At 53.2% G+C, this 20744-nt stretch carries 20 protein-coding genes; 11 read left to right on the top strand and 9 right to left on the bottom strand.

The window, feature by feature from the left end:
• Nucleotides 1-120: 120 nt before the first annotated feature.
• Entirely contained in the window at nt 121-588 is a 468-nt protein-coding gene (locus tag MV421_RS03235) for a hypothetical protein (protein ID WP_297418941.1), read from the top strand.
• 12 nt (nt 589-600) lie between these two features.
• On the opposite strand, the gene gltA is transcribed toward MV421_RS03235, so the two are convergent.
• Nucleotides 601-2022: an NADPH-dependent glutamate synthase gene (gltA, locus tag MV421_RS03230; protein ID WP_297418944.1), complete on the bottom strand. Its 1422-nt coding sequence runs from the start codon at nt 2020-2022 to the stop codon at nt 601-603.
• Entirely contained in the window at nt 2023-2871 is an 849-nt protein-coding gene (locus MV421_RS03225) for a sulfide/dihydroorotate dehydrogenase-like FAD/NAD-binding protein (protein WP_297517822.1), read from the bottom strand.
• 210 nt (nt 2872-3081) lie between these two features.
• Between MV421_RS03225 and MV421_RS03220 the strand changes: the two genes are divergently transcribed.
• A complete protein-coding gene (locus MV421_RS03220; protein ID WP_297418956.1) occupies nt 3082-3870 on the top strand; it encodes a 4-phosphopantoate--beta-alanine ligase in 789 nt (262 codons plus the stop codon).
• Here MV421_RS03220 and MV421_RS03215 read toward each other — a convergent pair.
• Together MV421_RS03215 and MV421_RS03210 are read right to left on the bottom strand one after the other, a co-directional pair.
• Complete coding sequence (locus MV421_RS03215; protein ID WP_297418950.1) at nt 3867-4598, bottom strand: helix-turn-helix domain-containing protein; 732 nt, start codon at nt 4596-4598, stop codon at nt 3867-3869. The two genes, MV421_RS03220 and MV421_RS03215, sit on opposite strands and share 4 nt — an antisense overlap.
• 78 nt (nt 4599-4676) lie before the next feature.
• On the bottom strand, nt 4677-5270 hold the full coding sequence (locus tag MV421_RS03210; protein WP_297418953.1) for an ArsR family transcriptional regulator: 594 nt from the start codon (nt 5268-5270) through the stop codon (nt 4677-4679).
• Between the two features lie 109 nt (nt 5271-5379).
• Here MV421_RS03210 and thrC point away from each other — a divergent pair, with 109 nt between their 5' ends.
• Nucleotides 5380-6561, top strand: coding sequence for a threonine synthase (thrC, locus tag MV421_RS03205; RefSeq protein ID WP_297503361.1), 1182 nt, complete (start codon nt 5380-5382; stop codon nt 6559-6561).
• Here thrC and MV421_RS03200 read toward each other — a convergent pair.
• Nucleotides 6541-7122, bottom strand: coding sequence for a thymidine kinase (locus tag MV421_RS03200; protein ID WP_367184476.1), 582 nt, complete (start codon nt 7120-7122; stop codon nt 6541-6543). The genes thrC and MV421_RS03200 overlap by 21 nt on opposite strands.
• Before the next feature lie 96 nt (nt 7123-7218).
• Nucleotides 7219-8553 carry a type III ribulose-bisphosphate carboxylase gene (gene rbcL / locus MV421_RS03195; protein ID WP_297517819.1) on the bottom strand — a complete coding sequence of 445 codons (1335 nt, stop codon included), beginning with the start codon at nt 8551-8553 and terminating at the stop codon, nt 7219-7221.
• Between the two features lie 390 nt (nt 8554-8943).
• Between rbcL and hpkB the strand changes: the two genes are divergently transcribed.
• From hpkB to MV421_RS03155, 8 genes are all read left to right on the top strand, one after another.
• On the top strand, nt 8944-9147 hold the full coding sequence (hpkB, locus tag MV421_RS03190) for an archaeal histone HpkB (RefSeq protein WP_297418519.1): 204 nt from the start codon (nt 8944-8946) through the stop codon (nt 9145-9147).
• 72 nt (nt 9148-9219) lie between these two features.
• Nucleotides 9220-10494: a TIGR04013 family B12-binding domain/radical SAM domain-containing protein gene (locus tag MV421_RS03185; RefSeq protein WP_297418516.1), complete on the top strand. Its 1275-nt coding sequence runs from the start codon at nt 9220-9222 to the stop codon at nt 10492-10494.
• Nucleotides 10495-10540: 46 nt separating this feature from the next.
• Nucleotides 10541-10684 (top strand): hypothetical protein, encoded by a 144-nt coding sequence (locus MV421_RS03180; protein ID WP_297418513.1) that lies wholly within the window; start codon nt 10541-10543, stop codon nt 10682-10684.
• Nucleotides 10681-10878, top strand: coding sequence for a hypothetical protein (locus tag MV421_RS03175; RefSeq protein WP_297418511.1), 198 nt, complete (start codon nt 10681-10683; stop codon nt 10876-10878). Before MV421_RS03180 ends, MV421_RS03175 begins: the two co-directional genes overlap by 4 nt.
• Nucleotides 10879-10930: 52 nt before the next feature.
• On the top strand, nt 10931-11380 hold the full coding sequence (locus tag MV421_RS03170) for a toprim domain-containing protein (protein ID WP_297418509.1): 450 nt from the start codon (nt 10931-10933) through the stop codon (nt 11378-11380).
• A complete protein-coding gene (gene dnaG, locus MV421_RS03165) occupies nt 11325-12746 on the top strand; it encodes a DNA primase DnaG (RefSeq protein WP_297418506.1) in 1422 nt (473 codons plus the stop codon). The genes MV421_RS03170 and dnaG overlap by 56 nt, the downstream gene beginning before the upstream one ends.
• An 82-nt stretch (nt 12747-12828) precedes the next feature.
• On the top strand, nt 12829-13014 hold the full coding sequence (locus MV421_RS03160; RefSeq protein WP_297503350.1) for a hypothetical protein: 186 nt from the start codon (nt 12829-12831) through the stop codon (nt 13012-13014).
• Nucleotides 13015-13056: 42 nt separating this feature from the next.
• Nucleotides 13057-14772 carry a glutamate--tRNA ligase gene (locus MV421_RS03155; RefSeq protein WP_297503348.1) on the top strand — a complete coding sequence of 572 codons (1716 nt, stop codon included), beginning with the start codon at nt 13057-13059 and terminating at the stop codon, nt 14770-14772.
• A gap of 50 nt (nt 14773-14822) precedes the next feature.
• Here the strand turns inward: MV421_RS03155 and MV421_RS03150 are convergent, their stop codons facing one another.
• The 3 genes from MV421_RS03150 to MV421_RS03140 form a co-directional block, all read right to left on the bottom strand.
• Entirely contained in the window at nt 14823-16112 is a 1290-nt protein-coding gene (locus MV421_RS03150; protein ID WP_297418500.1) for a sodium-dependent transporter, read from the bottom strand.
• 102 nt (nt 16113-16214) lie between these two features.
• Nucleotides 16215-18710: a maltodextrin phosphorylase gene (gene malP / locus MV421_RS03145; RefSeq protein WP_297418497.1), complete on the bottom strand. Its 2496-nt coding sequence runs from the start codon at nt 18708-18710 to the stop codon at nt 16215-16217.
• Nucleotides 18711-18807: 97 nt separating this feature from the next.
• Complete coding sequence (locus MV421_RS03140) at nt 18808-20682, bottom strand: phosphoenolpyruvate carboxykinase (GTP) (protein WP_297418494.1); 1875 nt, start codon at nt 20680-20682, stop codon at nt 18808-18810.
• Nucleotides 20683-20744: the final 62 nt, after the last annotated feature.

Here is a 20744-nt window from a genome sequence, read left to right as displayed (position 1 = left end):
AAAAGTCTCCTTTGGCCGAAAGAAGGCCTTAGAAGGGAGATTTGAGTTGCGAACCGATGATGAGTGTCATCCCTACGGAGTGAGCGATGACGAAGTTTTATCCCCACCTGAGGTGGTTGTATGCTCGGATTTCTGAGGAGGAAGAAGGAGCGCCACGGACCGTTCGTCTACCTGAGCGAACCTACCTTCCTATATCATACGAGGACCGAGAAAGCAATCCTTGAGATCATAGATGAAAAACTTGGCTCCAACAACATCCTAGTGCCCTCGGACTACGGCCTGCGTGACACCAGCGGCAGGATAAAGGACGCGGAGATATTCGTGGCGGTAGCGCCCCTCGGGAAGTTCACCTCACTGGTTGGAAGGGAGGTAAAGCTTGCCCAGGAGCTTGAAAAGCCCCTACACACCCTCCTGATAGCGCGCGACAGAGACGGTCTCGTTTACGTCTGGCAGGAAGGCATTCCTGAGGAGGTTGAGTGGCTCTCGCCGGAGGAGACGCAGGCATTCAGCTTAAAGTTTGCCCACGACGAGTACATGGCTTACCTAAAGACGGGTCTATTCATAGGGAGCAGAAAAAGGGAATGGTAGAATGAAAGAGGCTCAAGCGCTGGCTTTCCTCCTCTCTTCAATGTAGTCGCATATCGCCTTTGCTGCCTTCTTTCCGTCGCCCATGGCGAGGATGACGGTCGCCTCACCCCTTATCGCGTCGCCACCCGCGAAGACTCCCGGAATGCTCGTCATAAGGTTCTCATCAACGACGAGAGTTCCGTTGGGGTTGACCCTGAGGCCGGTCGCCTCCTCGGTGATTATCCTGTTCGGTTCAAGGCCTATCGCTATGATGACTGTGTCCGTGGGTAGAGTCACGTACTCGCCGGTTCCGACGATCTTCCTCTTTCCGCGCTTGTCCCTCTCGTCCAAAGCCTTCATCTTCTCGAACTTCACCGCCTTGACCTTGCCTTCCTCGTCGCCGATGAACTCCACAGGGTTGAGGAAGAACTCGAACTTCACACCCTCCTCTTCTGCGTGGCCTATCTCTTCGATACGGGCCGTCATGTCCTCTCTACCGCGGCGGTAGGCTATGGTAACTTCGCTTCCAAGCCTCAGGGCGGAGCGGGCTGCATCCATCGCGGTATTACCGGCACCTATGACGATGACTTTCTTCCCCACCGCTATCGGGGTGTCGTACTCTGGGAACTCGTAGGCCTTCATGAGGTTGATCCTAGTGAGGAACTCGTTCGCGCTGTAAATCCTTCCCAGGAGTATTCCGGGGATGTTGAGGAGCCTGGGCGTCCCCGCACCCGTTCCGATGAAAACGGCGTCGTACTCTCCAAGGAGCTCCTCGAGTGTTACCGTCTTCCCCACGACGTGGTCGGTGAGGATTTTAACGCCGAGCTTCCTGAGCTTGTCGATCTCCTTCTCAACGATACTCTTCGGCAGCCTGAACTCGGGTATGCCGTAGGTTAGAACCCCTCCCGACTTGTGGAGGGCCTCAAAGATTGCCACGTCGTAGCCCATCTTGGCCAGTTCACCGGCGCAGGTGAGTCCGGCAGGACCTGCACCGACGACGGCCACCCTGCCCTTTCCGCACTCCTTGCCCGCTATCATTTCCTCGAGGAGTTCCTCCTCTATGCCGTGCTCGTGGGCGTAGTCAGCAACGAAGCGCTCGAGCTTGCCGATGTTAACGGCGGTTCCGACCTTTCCGACCACACAGACCCCTTCACACTGGTCCTCCTGCGGGCAGACCCTTCCCGTAACCGCAGGGAGTGTGTTGTCGTTCCAGATTATCCTGAGCGCCTCCTTGATGTCCCCTTCCTTTATCTTGGCTATGAAGGCGGGGATGTTGATGTGAACCGGGCAGCCCTTGATGCAGGGGGCATACTCGACGGGGCACTGGAGGCAGCGTTCGGCCTCCTGCTTGGCGAGTTCAAACGTGTATCCTAAGTTAACCTCGACGAAGCTCTTAACCCTCTCCTCTGGCGGCCTCTCCGGAGTGGGAACCCTCTCCTTGATTAGCTTCGGCATTCAGACCACCCCCCTGGCGCGGAGCTCCTCGAGATAGCGTTCTCTGGCCAGCTTCTCCTGCTCGAGGAAGCGGTTGGCCCTCTTCAGAACGTCTTCCCAGTCGACCTTGTGGGCGTCAAACATTGGTCCGTCCCTGCACGCGAACCTTACCTCACCGCCGTAGAGTATCCTGCAGGAACCGCACATCCCGGTTCCGTCGACCATTATCTGCCTCACGGTCGTTATCGTCGGGATTCCGTACGGTCTGGTGAGTTCGGCGAGTTTTGCAAGCGTCCCGAGCTTTCCGCCTGCGAATATTATGTCCCCCTTGTCCTTCTCAATGAGCTCCTTAACCACGTCGAGGTAGTTCCCCTTTATCCCAACGCTCCCGTCGTCGGTGGTCAGGTAGTACTCGTCAGCAACAGGCTTCGCGAGGAACTCCTCGGGATAGACTTTAGCGGCGTCCTCGAAGCTCTGTATCGAGATCGTGTAGTTTCCGGCCTCCTTCATCGCCTTCAGCGTTGCGTAGTTCTCGGCCTGTCCACAGACGGCGTCGGAAGCGAAGACGACATTCCCGTAGTGTTTTACTTTTATTGGCTTTCCAAGCGGGCCCACCATGCTGTAAAGCTCGTCCCCAACGGTAAACTCGTAGTAGAGCTGCATGCTGCTCTTTCCAAGCTTCCTGATGAACATTCCAATTTTTCCGTTCTCTGCTTTGTAGACTGACATTGGAACCCTTTCGCCCTTCTCGTTGGTTATGAAAACCACGAACTGACCGGGTTTCCAGGCCTTCGCCACGTGGGGCGCCTCGACCTCGACAAAATAATCAATCGGACTCAAATCGGTCTTTGCCGTAATCCTATACCCCATGGTACATCACCTATGCATATGAATAACTCTGTTCACCAGAGGTTTTGCACTCCAGGGTTATATGGGTTTTTTAAACCAAAGGTTCAGAACTCCCTTCCTTGAAAAAAGATAGGAAAGCATTCTTTAGAGACCAGTTCTGGCGCCGTATTGCTGTATTACCGTTAGGAAGATTTTTAGGGGGGTATCACCAAGGGGATAGCGGTGGTAAGGATGATAAAGATACCGAAGAGTCACCCTCGCTACTGGAGTCTGTATTACAGAGAGAAGATCATCGAGGGCATGGAGAAGGGCATGACCGCCAAGGCCGGTTTGATAGCCCACGGTCGCGGCGAGGCCTTCGACTACATAATAGGGGAGAAAACGGTAGAGCCTGCTGAGAGGGCCATGAGGGCGGCAGTAGCGAAGCTTCTCTTAGCCAAGTACCCCGTTATCTCGGTGAACGGGAACGTGGCCGCGCTGGTTCCAGAGGAGACGATAGAGCTCGCAAAGGCCCTGGGGGCGAAGCTTGAGATAAACCTCTTCTACCGCACGGAGGAGCGCGTTAAGGCCATCGCCGAGGAGCTCAGGAAGTACGACCCTGAAGTGGATCTCCTTGGAACAAATCCAACCAAGAGAATCCCGGGTTTAGAGCACGAGCGCGGGAAGGTGGATGAGAGAGGAATTTGGAAGGCAGATGTCGTTGTCGTCCCGCTGGAGGATGGGGATAGAACCGAAGCGTTAGTGGCAATGGGCAAGTTCGTGATAACGATCGACCTCAACCCCCTCTCCCGCTCCGCGAGGATGGCAGACATAACGATAGTTGACAACATCGTCAGAGCATACCCGAGGATGACGGAACTCGCGAGGGAGATGAAGGATTACAGTCGGGAGGAACTGTTGGGGATAATCAAGGAGTACGACAACGGAAAGACGCTGAACGATGTTCTGGTCCACATAAAGAACAGACTAACCCTGCTCGCTGGAGACGGCGTCTGGAAGAGGAAGGAGCTGGAAGTTTAAACTTCCCTCTCGGTCTTTTCCACGAGCTTCCTGAGGGCACTTATAAGATCCGACTCGTTGGAGAGCTTTGAGACAACGAGGGGAACCCTTTCGCGCTCTGCAAGCTTCACCGCCAGCTCATCGAGCTTCTTAACACCGTGGAGAACTACAACGGCCGGTTTAAGCCCCTGGACGCGCACCGCTATCATGGGGCTCCTCCCTGTTGTTACCTTTGTGAAGACCAGCGCCCTCTCCGTTGTCCAGCCATAGAGCTTGAGGAACTCCTCACTGCTCATCTCGAGGATAGCCCTGATGCTGTCGACGACGGTGTAGCCGTAGATGCGCCTGTCGAGGAGGTGAATGTTGGCAACGACGTCGCCCTTGACCGCATCGACAAGGTCTTTTATCGTGATCGGGAGGGAAAACTCCCTGATGTCAAGGATGGCACTCGTTGGAAGCTCTCCTGCGAGGGTCTTGCTGAAGGCTCGTATGACGTTTCCTCCACGCTTCTCGTCTAAGTCTATCAAGGCCTCGACGAACTTTCGTATAGTAGAAGCGCCGGGGCTCTTCCTCCTGCCGCCTTCGTAGTCGCTGATAACAGAAGAAGAAACACCAAGGTAATCCGCGAGTTCCGTCTGACTGATTCCAAATATCTCACGCCACTTCCGCATTGTCTTTCCCGGGTCGGAGGAGAGGGTTATCTCACCTGCTATCCTCTTCGCCAGGGCTTCTTTCTCCTTCTCAAGCATGATGGGGGATATTCGTCAATCATTATAAGCTTTTCGGCAATTGCCTAACTCCCGTCGCTCGTCCCCTCCAGAGACTTCCTAAAAGTCATTGAGGTCATCCAATATCTTACGGGGAAGCCTCGGAGCGAACCTCCTGAGGAGTGCCTCGAACTCGCGCTCGTTCTCCATGGATATCCTTCGGAGGAGATTCTCTATATACGTCTCGGTCAGAAGGCGAACCTCCTCAAGCTCCTGCTTTGCCATTATTAGCTCGTCTACCCTCGCTTCTATCTCGTGGAGAAAGGCCAAAAGCTCACTTATCTTCTCCTCCGCTGGCTCGGTGGATTTTATAAGGTCTTTTGCGCGGCTGTACTCGGCCGTCTGCCTAGGCTTCCTAGGCTCGTACATCTCCGTGCCGAAGGCATAGGGCGTGAGGAGAACCTCCATGCGGAAGCCGCGCTTTATCATGTAATACTTTCTCGGTCTCCCTCTGGGTATCTTCTCTACCCTACCCTCTATAAGACCTGCTCCCTCAAGTATCCTGAGGTGCTCTAGAACGGCCTTCTGGCCGACTCCGAGTTCCTGACTCAGCTCGCTCACGAAGTATGGCCTCTTTGTGAGCAGTACGAGTATCCTTCTTCTCGTTTTATTGCCGAGAACGTCAAGCAAATTCCCCATGTTATTTGATTCCACCGTCTCACCTCCCTTTCTCTAACCTAGAGTTAGAAAATATCCTTTAAACCTTTTCGGTTAAAAAGCTGAGTTTAAAAACCCCTCCCACTACGTAAACAGGGTGATATACATGTTCGAGGCCAAGTTAGTCTGCACTCACTGCGGTGCCAAATTTCCTCTTGCTTCGGGGATTTACAAGTGTCCCAAATGTGGTGCCCCCCTTGACATTACCTACCATTACGATGACATAGCGAACCTCATCGAAGACGACGACCCCTGGTTCAGGGAAACCCCACACGTGTGGAAGTACTGGATGTTTTTGCCAGTTTCAAACCTCAAAAGAATCGTAACCCTCAACGAGGGAGGAACAAGGCTCTACAGGCTCAAGCGCCTCGAGGAAAAGCTCGGTTTTGGCAGGCTCTACGTCAAATACGAGGGGGAGAATCCAACCGGAGCCTTCAAGGACAGGGGTTCAAGCGTCGAGATAACCAAGGCCCTTGAGTTCCACGCTAGGAAGGTCATAGTGGCCTCAACCGGCAACATGGCGGCCAGCGTTTCCGCCTACGGTGCCAAGGCAGGACTCGAGGTCACAATAGTCGTTCCAGAGGGGACTCCAGAGGAGAAGCTGGCACAGGCGAGGATGTACGGTGCCAAGGTCGAGGTCTTCGGAAAGACTTACGACGAGGCCCTGGCCGAGGCGGAAAGGAAAGCCATAGAAGAGGGGTATTACCTGACGGGCAATTACCACTACCGCGTCGAGGGACAAAAGACCACCGGTTTTGAAATCCTCGACCAGTTACGTTACAACGTTCCTGACTGGATTGTTGTTCCGATAGGAGCTGGAACCCATCTAAGGGCCATCTGGAAGGGCATTAAAGAGTTTTACAGGGTCGGCCTTATAGAGAGCCTTCCGAGGATTGCAGGGGCTCAGATAGAGGGTTACGATGCCATCGTAAGAGCATGGAAAACTGGACAGCCCATAGAGAAAATCAGGAAGAAAGCTCCTACAATAGCGAGTGCCATAGCCGTCAAAAAACCTGTTGATGGCGAGAACGTTATGAAGGCCATAAAGGAGAGCAATGGCCACCTTGATACGGTTACGAACAGGGAGACTGCAGAGGCAGGATTGCTACTCGGAAGGGAAGGAATCTTCGTTGAACCGTCATCGGCAACATCCCTGGCCCTGGCAAAGGAGATGCGCGAGAGGGGGATAATAGAAAGGGACGAAACCGTTGTTGTCGTTGCAACTGGCCACGGCCTCAAGGACGTGAAGACATGGGAGAAGGTTCTCTCAGGGGACCTCATGGTGTAACCTACACCTAGCCTCATAGCTCTCCCTTCCACCAACGAGTATAACAGGCGAGTCCCTAGGAGCAGGTTTCCCGTCTATGAGACGCTGACTCCTCGTTGCAGGCCGTCCACAAACCGTACAGACCGCAGTAAGATAAACCACGTTGTCTGCCCTAACGAGGAGTTCCCTCATAACGGGAAACGGCTCGGCTTTGAAGTCAAGGTTCAGGCCACTTGCTATGACGTAAATCCCAGAATCGGCTAGATTATTTAGCGTTTTGACTATTTTCGCAGGAAAGAATTGAACCTCATCTACCCCTACAACGTCAAACCTCCCCCGTCTAACGAGCCTCGCTATCTCCTCAACTCCTTCATTACTTGTCGGGACTACATAGGCCCTATACCTCAATCCATTGTGGGCAACGACCTCTTCCCTTGAATAGCGGTCGTCTATGCTCGGTTTGAAGAGGGCAACCTTTTTCTTAGCGTAGGCCTGTCTTTCAATCCTCTTTATCAGCTCACTTGTCTTCCCAGCGAACATCGGTCCGGTTATGACCTCAAGGATTCCACCTGGATGAATCATTGAATCACCGCTTTAAGAAATGAATTTGGATTAAAATCACCTACGGAAGAGAAGTTGAACACAAGACGAAGATGAAATGAAAAAACCGTCAGAGCCTCAGACGGGGGTGACATGTCCCCATTTCTCTAAGGCTCTAGCGAGTTCCTTATGGGTCTTGGCGTATTCATCAAGTGAGATCCCCTGCACAATGGCATCTATGGCCTGCCTGACCGCCATAGCCCCAGCCTTAGGTCCGTTAGGGTGACCCATGGTTCCGCCACCGAGTTGAAGGACGATATCCTTTCCTAAGGCATCTATAACCGGCTGGATGTTGCCTGGGTGCAGGCCACCGGAGCTGGTCGGGAAGACGGGCTTTATGTGGTAGAACTTCTGCTCCATGTGGAATACGTCGTTCTCGTCAGGAACGTAGTGGTCCTCGGTGATTATCCTCTTGTACTGTACAACCTCCCACTTCTCACCCTCCATCTTACCGGCGCCAGCGGTTCCGACGTGGAGCTGGTCAACACCGATGACACGGTAGAGCTTGGCCAGGACAAACATCGAGATACCGTGGTACTTGTAGCGGGCAAAGGCGGTGTGCATGGCCCTGTGGGCGTGGAGCGCTATACCGTAGTCCTCTGCCAGCTCCCGGATGTAGTCAAGAACGCCCCACCCGAGGACTACCACATCGATCATCGCGTGGGGAACACCGTAGTCGGCAAGGAGCTCAAGCCTCTGCTCCATCTCGAGTATTGGGGCAGTTATGTTGGCGAACCAAGTCTTCTTCTCGCCGGTCTCGTTCTCGGCCTTCTCCATCGCCTTGGTGATGACCTCGACCCTCTTCTCAAAGCGGTTGTACCATGGACTGGTGAGGTTCTCATCGTCCTTGACATAGTCTGCTCCGCCGGTGTAGAGGTCAAAGGCAAGCTTGTAAAGTTCCTCTGGGGAGTAGCCAACTTTCGGCTTCGGAACGACACCGTAGAGCGGCCGGTCATATATTTCAAGCTTCTTCCTGACGCCCTTGATACCAAAGTTCGGTCCGGGGTAGTTGCGGAGGAACCTCTCGGGGAGGTAAAGGTCCTCGAGGCGGAGCCACTCAACGCGCTTCATTCCAAAAACGTTGCCAGCAACGCTCGCAAGGAAACCTGGCATGTTACCCTCCTCAAAGATATGTTCAGGGTAAGCTATTTTAACTACCCAGCTTCCATCGCCCATGTCCGTGAACTCGTAGGCCTTGGCCGACATGTCCTCCCATCTTTCCTTCTCGTACCATGGGTAAAGGGTCGTCCAGGTTCCGGTCGAGCTTTCTGCGGCGACGGCACCGGCCGTCTGTTCAATCGTGTAGCCTTTGGTAGGGGTAACACGGAAAACCGCCACGACATCCCTCTTTAGATTGGGCTCATAACCCTTGTCAATGTAGTAGTCATATATCTCATCAAACTTCTCCACCATGCTTTCACCTCCCTGGTAACCCTCAGGTTGGGACAACCCGTATAAAAACCCTGCGGTTCATAAATATGACATTTATGGTCAGAACTGATTACAAAACGCTCTTAATATACTGCTTTACCCACCTGCATCTTCTACGGAACCACAAACAACGGCTGGAGAACTGAGAACCAGAGGGGATAAGGACAAATGATGGTTTTTGTATCATCCCACAAAGGGGAGCATGGGGAATCCCAAAGGGCAGAGGTCAAGGTTGCTCAATTTCTCGGAGGCCCATTCAAAAAAGGTGGATTATAGGGTCGAGAAGCCCTCTTTTCCGAAAAGTTTATATAGACCTTTACTCTTAAAATAGAACGCAGATACCTGCAAAACAACGTTTAGGAGGTTGGGAAAATGGCTGAGTTGCCGATTGCCCCGATTGACAGGCTTATAAGGAAGGCCGGTGCCGCCCGCGTTAGTGAGGACGCCGCCAAGCTCCTCGCCGAGCACCTTGAGGACAAGGCCCTTGAGATCTCCAAGAAGGCGGTCGACCTTGCCCACCACGCTGGCAGGAAGACCGTCAAGGCCGAGGACATAAAACTCGCCATCAAGGCCTGAGGGCCTTCTTGGCTTTTCACTTCCCGTTTTTGTTCCGTTACGGTTTTAAATTCCCTCCCCGATCCTTCAGTCATGCCAGAGATAGCTGTCAGAATGACAAAGAGGAACCACAACGCCTTCGTTCACCTTCTCGGTGCTCTGGAGAGTCAGGGGTTCGATTTGAGCGAGCTTCTCATAACGAAGGACTTCAAAGAGATCCTACAAGCAAAACCCAGGGCCGTCCTCTACTCCTTCTTCACCGAGGAGATATGGGGCGACCTCCCAAGGGAGGTTACACTCCTCAGAGAGAGGGGAGCACTTCTTGTTGCCGGTGGCTACCATGCGATAGCGATGCCCAAATACACCCTCAACCAGCTCGGCTTTGATATAGCCGTCATCGGTGAGGGCGAGGAGGTTCTCCATCAACTCCTCAGAACGCTTAAGGGAACCGACTATAAAATCACCAAAGACCTTCTCGGTATCAACGGTCTAGCATTCTATCTCAACGGAGAGTTCGTTTTTACGGGCTTTGCTAAAGTGGAGGACTTCTGGCGCTTTCCACCCTATCCTGAAAGCGCCCACCTGATCTCCCCAATAGAGATTACCCGTGGCTGTCCCTTCGGCTGCTACTACTGTCAGACGCCGTACATTAAGGGGTTCAGAATGAGGCACAGGCCGATTGACCAGATCGTGAAGTACTCTAAAAGGATGAAGGACATGCGATACATAACGCCGAACGCCTTTGCATATGGAAGTCCCGGGGCGATACTGAAGCTGGACAAGCTTGAAGCTCTTCTTAAGGCACTTCAGCCGCTGAGGAAAGAGGGCAGGAGGCTTTTTTATGGTACCTTTCCGAGTGAAGTAAGGCCAGAGTTCGTCCTACCTGAGACACTGGAGCTCCTCATCGACTACGCGGACAACAGAAGGTTGGCCATAGGCGCGCAGAGCGGGGACAACGCGATGCTCAGGGCAATGCACCGCCTTCACAAGGTGGAACACGTGCAGAGGGCCATTGAGTACATGCTGGAGTACGACTTCGAGCCGGTGGTTGACTTCATCGTGGGTCTACCAAATGAGACTGAGGAGAGCCAGAGAGAGAGCATCGAGCTGATGAAGTGGATTATGAACAAAGGGGGCAAAGTCAGGGCCCACTACTTCATGCCCCTGCCGGGAACCCCCTGGTCGCGCTGTAAGCCCTCACCGCTCAGTGACAGAATGAAGAAGTTCTTGGGTAGGATGGCGGCAGAGGGCAAAATCGAGGGTTCATGGGGGGTTCAAATAGAACTCTCAAAAAAGCTCCGCAGGTTGATGGAGGAGTTCTACGAGGAGCCAATGAGCCACACTATCCCTATGAGAAACGTTTGTTGAGTAATTTTTTTACGCACTTTTTCAAAAATCCATCCGGTGGGGGCACATGGCAAGGTGGCTCCTCCCCATAGTTTCGGTCGGGATTTTCCTGGCATTCTCGTACCTCGCATGGGGATTTGGTCTTATCTCCTCCGCCATATTTTCGACGATAATCCTGCTCGCCGTATCAACCCAAAGAGGGCAGGGATGATATTCTACGTCTTCACCATCTTTCTAGTCGGCTTTACTGTGACGATACTGATAGGTGTCGAGACGAACGTAAGAGGCTGGGAATCGGCAGTGCTACTCTACTTACCGTTCCTCGGGGCACTAATAGCGCTGCTCTATAGAAGGAAGACCGACTACCTCAGCTGGCCCATCTTTGGCTTTAGGTATAAACTTTGATGGGATGCCATTAAACTTATAACCCCTAACGCGTTTACCCCTGCGGGGCGTCATGTACGCCGAAAACTATAAAAGATTCCTGGAGATTATATGCAAACTGCGAGAGTTTGAAGGTGCCCTCATCGTGGAGGGTCGGCGAGACGAGGTGGCTCTGAGGAATCTGGGGGTCAGGGCGGGGATAATAAGGCTCTCACGCCTGCCTTTAACCGAAATTGCGCTCACCGCATCATCGTATAGGGAAGTCATGATACTTACCGACTTTGACAGGAAGGGCGACGAACTTGCGGGGAAGCTCCTTCGCTATCTCGAAGGTTACCCCTGCAGGGTTGATGCAGAGACGCGCAGGGAATTAAAGAAGCTGGTCAAGAAGGACGTGAAAGGGGTTGAGGACCTCTACGGTCTTTACCTCAAGGTCTCCGTTTCTGGCCCCCTTCGGAGGGGATTCGATGAAGAGGAAGAAGACTGTGATACACCAGATTTTGTCCGAAAAGCAGAAGTTTGAAAAGAAAAGAGAAGGTGGTAACATGTCAGCCAAGGATGAGTTCGGAACCACAAAGTATGTTGTGTACGCTGAATTTGAGGCAAACGGAATAGTCGAAAGGCCCGATGTCGTCGGTGCAATATTCGGTCAGACCGAGGGACTCCTCGGGGACGACCTTGACCTAAGGGAACTCCAGAAGACCGGGAGGATCGGAAGGATAAGGGTTGAGGTTCACACCAAGGCAGGAAAGACCTATGGAACGATAACCGTTCCTTCAAGCCTTGACAGGGTTGAGACGGCAATCCTCGCGGCCGCTCTGGAGACGATAGACCGCGTTGGGCCTGCTGAGGCCCAGATAAAGGTTCTCCGCATTGAGGACGTCAGGGCAACCAAGAGGAAGTACATAATAGAGAGGGCCAAGGAGATACTCGAGGGTCTCATGGACCAGGGGATACCGGAGACTCAGGAGCTTACTGAAGAGGTCAAAAAGGCTGTCCGAGCGAAGGAACTCATAGAGTATGGCCCGGAGAAGCTTCCAGCCGGACCACACGTTCCGTTCTCCGACTCGATCATAGTCGTTGAGGGCAGGGCCGACGTTCTAAACCTGCTCAAGCACGGCATAAAGAACGCCATAGCGGTTGAGGGAACCTCGATTCCCGAAACCATAATTAAGCTCAGTAGGGAACGCATAGTAACGACTTTCACCGACGGCGACCGTGGCGGTGAGCTTATCCTCAAGGAACTTCTCCAGGTCGCAGACGTTGACTACGTGGCCCGCGCTCCAGAGGGCAAAGAGGTGGAAGAGCTTACGAAGAAGGAGATGGTCAAGGCCCTGAGGAGCAAGGTCCCGGCAGAACAGGTCATCACGGAGATATTCTACAAGGGCAGGAACTTCTACGATGTCATAAGGGAGAAAGAGCGCGAGAAGGAGATGGATGAGAGGGAGAAAAAAGTGCCCCCCATTGTGGTCGCCGCCCCCTCCCAGCAGGCACCGCAGGCCCAAAAGGTAGTTGAGGAGCGCAGACCCGAGAGAGCCGAAAGAGGGGGGCCAAAGAAGGAGGAGCGCATAATCAGGCCCATCCAGAAGTCCAGGAAGAGCGAGCTTGACGAGTTTAAGATGTTCATAGAAAAAGTCAAGAACGGCAAGGAGTCAACTGCCATACTCCTCGACGAGAACCGTAACGTCATAGCTGAAATTCCCGTCAGAGAACTCACCAACCATCTAAAGGAGCGCAAGGATGTTTATACGGTGGTGTTCAACGGCGTCATAACTCAAAGGCTCATAGACACCGTCAGCGAGACCGGAGTTAAGCACCTCATCGGTGCAAGGAAGTACAACGTCGTTAGACGGCCTGTGAACCTCAAGATAGTCACCTTTGCGGAGTGACTCCTTTTTTCACTTCATAATTCTTTTGATTAGAACGTTTCAACCGGATGGAGTAATTCCTGCTGGTGAATCAGGGTGGAGCTTGGCTGACTTCCTCCCCGCCCTGAAGGGCGAGGCTTTCGGGAAGAAAAATGTGAGGCATTCTCCTCGCGGTGGTGGACTTCACAATATCTGGCCCTCGCTTTCAGAGGAACCGGCATCGCCCGATGTTCCACGAGGTTATGAGTTGGAAGAAGAACCGGAAGACCTAGAAACGTTGGAGGACTAACCTTTATAACTCTCCCATCCCTTCTTTTCCAGGTGGTGGAAGATGGAAGTCGAGACGCTGGTCTGGAAGTACGCGCTGGTTAACGCTTACACTCACCGGGGAAAGGCCAATCCAAAGGCCGTCATCGGAAAGGTTCTCGGCGAAAACCCCGAGCTGAGGCCAAGGGCGAAGGAGATAATCCCCCTCGTTAACGATGTCATTGAGAAGGTGAACTCCCTTAGCTTAGAGGAACAGGGAGCCAAGCTCCGCGAGATTTATCCCGGGTTCTTCGAGGCCAAGAAGGAGAAGAAGGAAGAGAAGAAGAGCCTCCAACCGCTTCCAAAGGCTAAGAAGGGTAAAGTTGTCACCCGCTTCGCACCTAATCCTGATGGGGCCTTCCACCTTGGGAACGCCCGCGCTGCAATCCTGAGCCACGAGTACGCGAGGCTCTACGGCGGGAAGTTCATCCTCCGCTTCGACGACACCGACCCTAAGGTCAAGAGACCGGAGCCGAGGTTCTACGAATGGATTAAGGAAGATTTGGAGTGGCTCGGCTTTAAAGTGGATGAGGTTCACATAGCGAGCGACAGAATTGAACTCTACTACGACTACGCCGAGAAGCTCATACGGGGGGGCAAGGCCTACGTATGCACATGTCCACCTGAGAAGTTTCGCGAGCTTCGCGATAAGGGAATCGCCTGCCCTCACAGGGACGAGCCGCCAGAAGTTCAGCTCGAACGCTGGAGGAAGATGCTGAACGGCGAGTATAGAGAAGGAGAAGCGGTAGTGAGGATAAAGACCGACCTCAAGCACCCAAATCCAGCAGTTAGGGACTGGCCGGCACTTAGGATAATTGACAACGCAAACCATCCACGCGTTGGCAACAAGTACCGCGTCTGGCCATTATACAACTTCGCCTCAGCCATAGACGATCACGAATTAGGAGTTACCCACATCTTCCGTGGGCAGGAGCACGCTGAAAACGAGACGAGACAGCGCTACCTCTATGACTATTTCGGCTGGGAGTACCCGGTCACGGTCCACCATGGCAGGCTCAGCATAGAGGGCGTTATCCTCAGCAAGTCCAAGACGAGGAAGGGAATCGAGGAGGGCAAATACCTCGGCTGGGATGATCCAAGGCTTGGAACCATCCGCGCTTTGAAGAGGCGCGGAATAAGACCGGAAGCAATTAGGGAGCTCATCATAGAGGTCGGCCTCAAGAGGAGTGACACAACGATAAGCTGGGATAACCTTGCGGCAATAAACAGGCGCATAGTCGAGCCGATAGCCAACCGCTACTTCTTCGTCGCTGACCCAGTCCCGATGTACATAGAAGGGGCTAAGGAGTTTACAGCTGAGATACCTCTTCACCCCGATTATCCGGAGAGGGGGACAAGAAAGCTCAGATTCAAGCCTAACGATCCGGTCTACGTCTCGAAGGACGACATAAGGCTGTTCGGGCCGGGCAACTTTGTCCGCCTGAAGGACCTTTTCAACGTTGAAATCCTCGAGGTGAAAGAGGAGGGCATCAGGGCAAGGTTCCAGGGCGTTGACTATGAAACAGCCAAGAAGAACCACTGGAGGATGGTTCACTGGGTCACGGAAGGGAAGCCCTGTGAAGTTCTCGTTCCCGAGGGGGACGAGCTGCTTGTGAGAAGGGGTCTCCTTGAGAGTGACGCCAAGGTGAAGGTGGATGACATAGTGCAGTTTGAGCGCTTTGGTTTCGTTAGGATTGACGATGTTAGTGAGAAGGTCGTGGCGGTATTCGCCCACCGCTGACTTCTTCTCTTTCCTCAGATTTTGAGCAGGGGATAAATTGAAAGAAAGTCTCAGACCGTCTCCTGCGACACGGTCCTGTCCCCGAAGATACCGAACAGTATTATGAGCAGAGAAATCACGCCGGAGGCAATGTAAACTCCGCCGGAGCTGAAGTCTCTGTAAAATGCGTAGAACCCTCCAATCAGAAGCAGGGTCACTGCAACCGCTATCGCCGTGATGACACCCGTTGGCTTACCCTTCTTGGAGAATATAACAGGGTAAAGTTCAAATATCGCGGTGAAAAACAGTGAAGCGGTCACTGCCTTGAGCATCATCTCGGCTATAGTAGGTGGAGAGTCAAAGATTCCAATGAGGAGGGCGATTCCAGTTAGATACATGGCCGCCTTCTCCCTCCCGGTGCCCATGACCGACTCGATGATCTGGAGGCCGACCTCCGATGTCGGAAGCAGGCTAGTTATCCCTGCAAAGAACACGGAAAGTGCCATGAGGGCCAAGAGTAGCGGATAGTTCGACAGTATGTGGGGCAGGTCTCCTAGGAGTTGTATGGCACCTTCTTCCCCTCCGTAGACGTATTCCAAGAGCCTGCCAGGGGTGGCCGGTGCTATGGAGTAAACAACAACAACGGTCGACATCAACCCCATGAGGAGTTGGACGAGTATTCCGGTGCCGATGATCACCTTGGCGTTGAAGCGCTCGTTGAGGAAGCTTCCAATCATGAGGTAGAACGCGAAGCCAAGTCCAACTCCGTAGACTGCCTTCTCAGCCGCGGCCTTAATCATTGCCATGGTTACTGGGTGTGAAGCCACGAGCATGTGCTTTGCCATTCCAAGAAACGCCGCGTTCCCTGGTATCTGGACTTTGAATGCTATAGTGGTGACAACGACCGCCAAGAAGAAGAATATAGCGCCTCCCGCCATTATTGCGAAGGTCTTTTCCTTGGCCCTTGTGAGAACCCAGAACACTATGCCAAGCATTATCAGCTTTGCAATGAACCTTGCGACCGTCCCTGTTCCAAGCACCGGTGAGAGGAGTGACAGCATGACGTTGGCGGCGTAGTAGGAGAGGAAGATGGTTATCACCGTGAATATCGCCAGTATCATTGCGGGCCGTTTCGACACCTTGTTGTAGAGTTCGACGAAGTAGTAGCCGGATTTCATGGCAGTCTCTGTCTCCAGGATTGCCACGTACGTCAGCACCACTAGGAAAACCAAGTACAGTGCCAGGCCGGTGCTGCCATACTGGAGCCAGAATTGAGGGAACAGCCCGATGCTTCCTATTCCAGTTGCGAATCCTGCCACCAGGAAAATCATGTATACCGTCCATTTTTTAATCTCATCCATGATTCCATACCTCCATTGATGGACTAAGTTGGTGCGATGGCATAGTTAAAAACTTATCCCATGACAAAGGGGATGAAATAAAACTCTGAGTTAAACAAAAGTTCAATCAACACCCCACCATTTGACAAGGCCGAGTAGGAACCTGTGGGGCAATTTCTCATGATGGGGGTAAACCCTGAGCGCGTGGTGCCAGCATGGGTCCCCTAGATGCCTGAGAGCGTTGCCCTCATATGTGTAGAGCCATCTTCTATCGCCTGCCTTCTGAGGATGCCTCAGCTCAACTATGTGGGGTCTCTCTATCTCGTAACCCTGGGCCCTGACACCGTAGTAAAGCTCAACCCTGACGTCGTCAGGCATAAGACCATCGAGATAAATGATCGCTTCAACTTTCCCCTCCTCGTTCACCTTGACGTCCTCGAACTTAACCGCGTCCCAAGATGCCGTGACCCTGTCCTTCCATACGGCTATCTCTTTGGCCCCGCGGTAGTTCTCCCTCGTCAGCCAGATGTGGTTGCTCATGGCCGTTGAGTAAAACCTGTCCATGTACTCCTTGACCATCCTGTGGGTGCTGAAGCGAGGCGCGATGCTTTTTATGCTCTCCCTCATCATGTATATCCAGCGCTCGCGGTTGTCGTAATAGGTCGGGATTATCTCCCTCTCAAGGAGTTCGTAGAGGGACTGGGCGTCCTTGAGGTCGTCCGCCTCTGTCTCAGGCTCGGTGCTCTCCTCACCTATGACCCATCCATTTTTGCCGTTGTAGCCCTCGACCCACCAGCCGTCAAAGATACTCGCGTTGAGGACGCCGTTGAGACCGGCCTTCATGCCGCTCGTTCCGCTCGCCTCCATAGGCCTGCGCGGGTTGTTGAGCCAGACGTCAACGCCGGCAACCATGAGCCTCGCGCTCCCCATGTCGTAGTTCTCCATGATGAATATCTTGCCCCTAAACTCCGGCATCTGACTGACCTCGTAGACGCGCCTGAGGAACTCCTTCCCGGCTTCGTCGCGCGGGTGGGCCTTTCCACCGAACACAAGGTAGACCGGCCTCTTCGGATCGTTAAGGAGCCTCTTGAGTCTCTCAAGATCCGTGAATAAAAGCGTCGCCCTCTTGTAGGTGGCAAAGCGCCTGGCGAAGCCGATTATCAGGGCATTCTCCTCCATGCTCGGTAGGGGATTGTCGACGCCGAGGCGCTGGTTCCTAAGGAGAACCTTCCTCCTGAGGAGTTCAAGGAACTGTCCCTTCGCCTCAAGGTGGGCCTCCCAGAGTTCTCCATCTGGAATTCTCTCCACCGCGTACCATACACCCGCGATATTTGTGTGTTCCCTCCAGACTTTTCCTATATAACGGTCGAAGAGTTTACGCATCTCATTGTGGACCCAAGTCATGGTGTGGACGCCGTTGGTTATGCCGACTATGGGAATCTCGTCTATCGGAACGCCAGACCAGAGGTCCTTCCACATATGCTTGCTAACCTCTGTGTGAAGCTGGCTGACTCCGTTGACGTAACTCGATGTTCTTATGGCCAGAAGCGTCATGTTGAGCTGATCATCCTCGCGGCCGAGTTCGAGCAGGTTTTCTCTCCCCCCCAAGAAGCCGGAGAGCCTCTTCCTGACCTCTTCAATGGGAAACCTGTCATGACCGGCGGGAACCGGCGTGTGAGTGGTGAAGATTGTGGTCCCCCTGACGATGCTCAGAGCTTCCGTGAACGTCAGGCCTTCCTCCATGTACCAGGCCATCCTCTGAAGGTTCGCAAAGGCAGGATGTCCCTCGTTAAGGTGGACAACGCCAGGCTCAATACCGAGGGCCTTCAAAAGTCTCATCCCCCCGATTCCGAGGAGTATCTCCTGCTTTATGCGCTTGTCCATCTCGGCGTTGTAGAGGTAATCACAGACCGTTCTATCTTCTGGGTCATTCTCGGGCACGTCGGTGTCAAGAAGGTACATTCTTACCATTCCAACCTTGACCTCAAAGGCCCTTGCGTAGACGGTCCTGTCCTCGATTGGGACCTCGATTAGGAGAAGCTTTCCATCCTTCCCGAGGACGGGCTGTATCGGCATTTCCTCCGGCTTGTACTCGGGGAATACCTCCCTCTGCCTTCCATTCTCATCGATTTCCTGTCTAAAGTAGCCGTGCTTGTAGAGAAGACCGACAGCTATGAAAGGCAGTCCAAGGTCGCTTGCAGTTTTAACGTGGTCTCCGGCGAGAATGCCAAGACCACCGGAGTATATAGGAAGGCTTCTGCTTATACCATACTCCATGCACATATAGACTATCGGCCTGTCCCACTTAGGATAGTTGGTTGAGAACCAGGTGGAATCTGGGTTCATATAGGCCTCAAACTGATCCATCACAAGCTCATAGAGGTTCATGAAGTCGTCATCGCGGAGGAGTTCCCTAAAGCGACCCTCAGGGGTATCAAGGATGAGCTTAACGGGATTCTTGTGCTCCGTCCAAAGCTCCGGGTCAATTCTCTCCCAGAGCTTCGTTGCCCTCCTGTTCCAACTCCACCAGTAGTTATAGGCCAAATCGGCCAGCCCCTTGAGGGGGTGGGGGAGCTTATCCCTGATTGCATCACAGGTGCAGCTATCAAGCGTAGCCATAGCAATCACCCTATATCATTATAGGTGATACCTAGTCACCCACGACCTTAAAAATCTGCCTCTCGTCGGATGACGAAGATAAAAACAGAAGAGAGGGTTAAATCTCATCAAGTGCAAAGGGGCTGATGTAGTCGCCGTACTTTTCCCTGGCCGCGAGGAGGCGCTTTCTCTCCTCCTCAAGGACCTGGAAAAGTTCCTCAGGAACGTTATCAAGCTTTCTGTAGGTTTCTTCAATGCGATCTATCTTGGCGAGAAGCTCGGGAACCCTTATCATGAACTGCTTCTCATATGCCTCCTTCGTGTACTCTTTGTCCAGGACCACCTTGAATAGCCTCTTCAGGTCCTCATACTTTGGTATATAACCTATCGGGGTTTCTATAGCATCAACGTCGCCGTGCACCCTCAACTCCATCCACTTGAGCCAGACACCTTTATCAAGCTTGTGGTTAAGCCAGGTTCCGTTTCTGTCACGGAGGAAGTAGTTGACGGCGAATATCTTGGGGGGCTTTTTAACGCGATTCTCAAAGTCGAGGTAGTTTCTTATGTAGCCCCCAAGGTGCACACTCATGAAGTCAAGGATGGCCATCGGGTTGAATGCCCTGACACCTTCCTTGCCGAGGGTTGCCGCCGTCGTCTCGCTCTCAAGAGCGGCGCCCATCGTTATCACGCCGTGCTTCCAGTTAAAGGCCTCCCTCACCGGCGGCCAAGTGTCTGCATCCCTGCCGCCGAATATCATGCCGCCTACCTCAACTCCGCACGGATTATCCAGGGCCTCCAAATCGACGTTGGGGAAGTGCTCGAGCGGGACGGTAAAGCGCGCGTTCTTGTGGCTCGGCGGTATCTCGTTGCCCTCGGCGTCTTTCTTTCCGCACCACCACTCACCGCTGTGGTTCTCACCCTCGTTCGGAATCTCAACACCCATGTCGTTCCAGTAGGGCTTGCCGTCCTTGACGAGGACGTTTGAGAAGATAATCTCAACCGGCGAGTGAAGGATGTTCCATATTACCGGGTCATCCTCAGGGTTCACCCCCTGGATGATGCCGAAAACGCCCTTTTCAACGTTCGCTCCCCTAGCCACACCGTTTACCGGGAGGATGAAGCTCAGGTCATCGCCAACTATGTTCTCCCAGCTTATCATGGCCGTTGAGGTCTTGCCGCACATACTTGGATAGGCACCGGTGAAGTAAGTCTTCCTGCCATGTGGGCCGTTTACTCTCATCAAGAACATGTGCTCGCTTAGCCAGCCCTCCTTGACGGCTCTGTTTATGGTTAGGCGGAAGGCGGGCTTTTTGAGGCCGATTGTGTTACCGCCATACTGGGTGTTGACGGAGTAAACAGTCTCATCATCAAGGTCGATGTAAATCCTCCTCTTGTCGAGGTTCTTGCTCGTCTTCCTTTCATCAAGCTCACCCTCGCTGTGGACGAAGCGGAAGAACCTCGCGCTCCTGCCGAGGCGTTTGAACTCCTCGTAACCTTTTCTATAGAGGATGAACTCCGAGTGGGCAACATAAGCGGAATCGGTGAGCTGAACGGCTGGAATCGAGAATATGGAGTTCTTCGGTCCGAGAGTGAAGAAGCAGACAAAAAGCTCCTTGCCTTTCATTATGCCTCTCATAAGCTCGCGTATCTCCCTGAGCCCCTCGTCCCTGTCCTTGGTGTTAAGGTACGGGAGGGGCTTTCCGCCGGGGGTCAGGATGGCCGTGTTGGCCTTGTCCCTAGCCTGGTCGTAGTAGTTGTCGTAGTGGATGGTGTGGTTCGGCGTTTCGAGCATTCTCTCTTCCCCGTAGTAGAGGGCCTTCCAGCGGACGTAGAGTTCGTCCTCTTTGTTATCCGTGCAGACGAAGACCCTGTCCGGTCCAAGCCACTCAATCCACTCCGCTAAAAAAGCATGCAGCTCCGGGTTGTCTATCGCCTTTATCTTTTCAAACTGCTCCTTATCGAGGAACTTTTCAAGCCTCTCAAGGGGTTCCATAATATCGCCTCCGGGAAGAGTTGGGCAATGTCTTAAAATAGTTTGTCGAGTAAGTTTATACG

It is taken from the genome of Thermococcus sp. (genome assembly GCF_027023865.1).
Taxonomy (GTDB): domain Archaea; phylum Methanobacteriota_B; class Thermococci; order Thermococcales; family Thermococcaceae; genus Thermococcus.
This window is presented reverse-complemented; position numbering and strand designations above follow the sequence as displayed.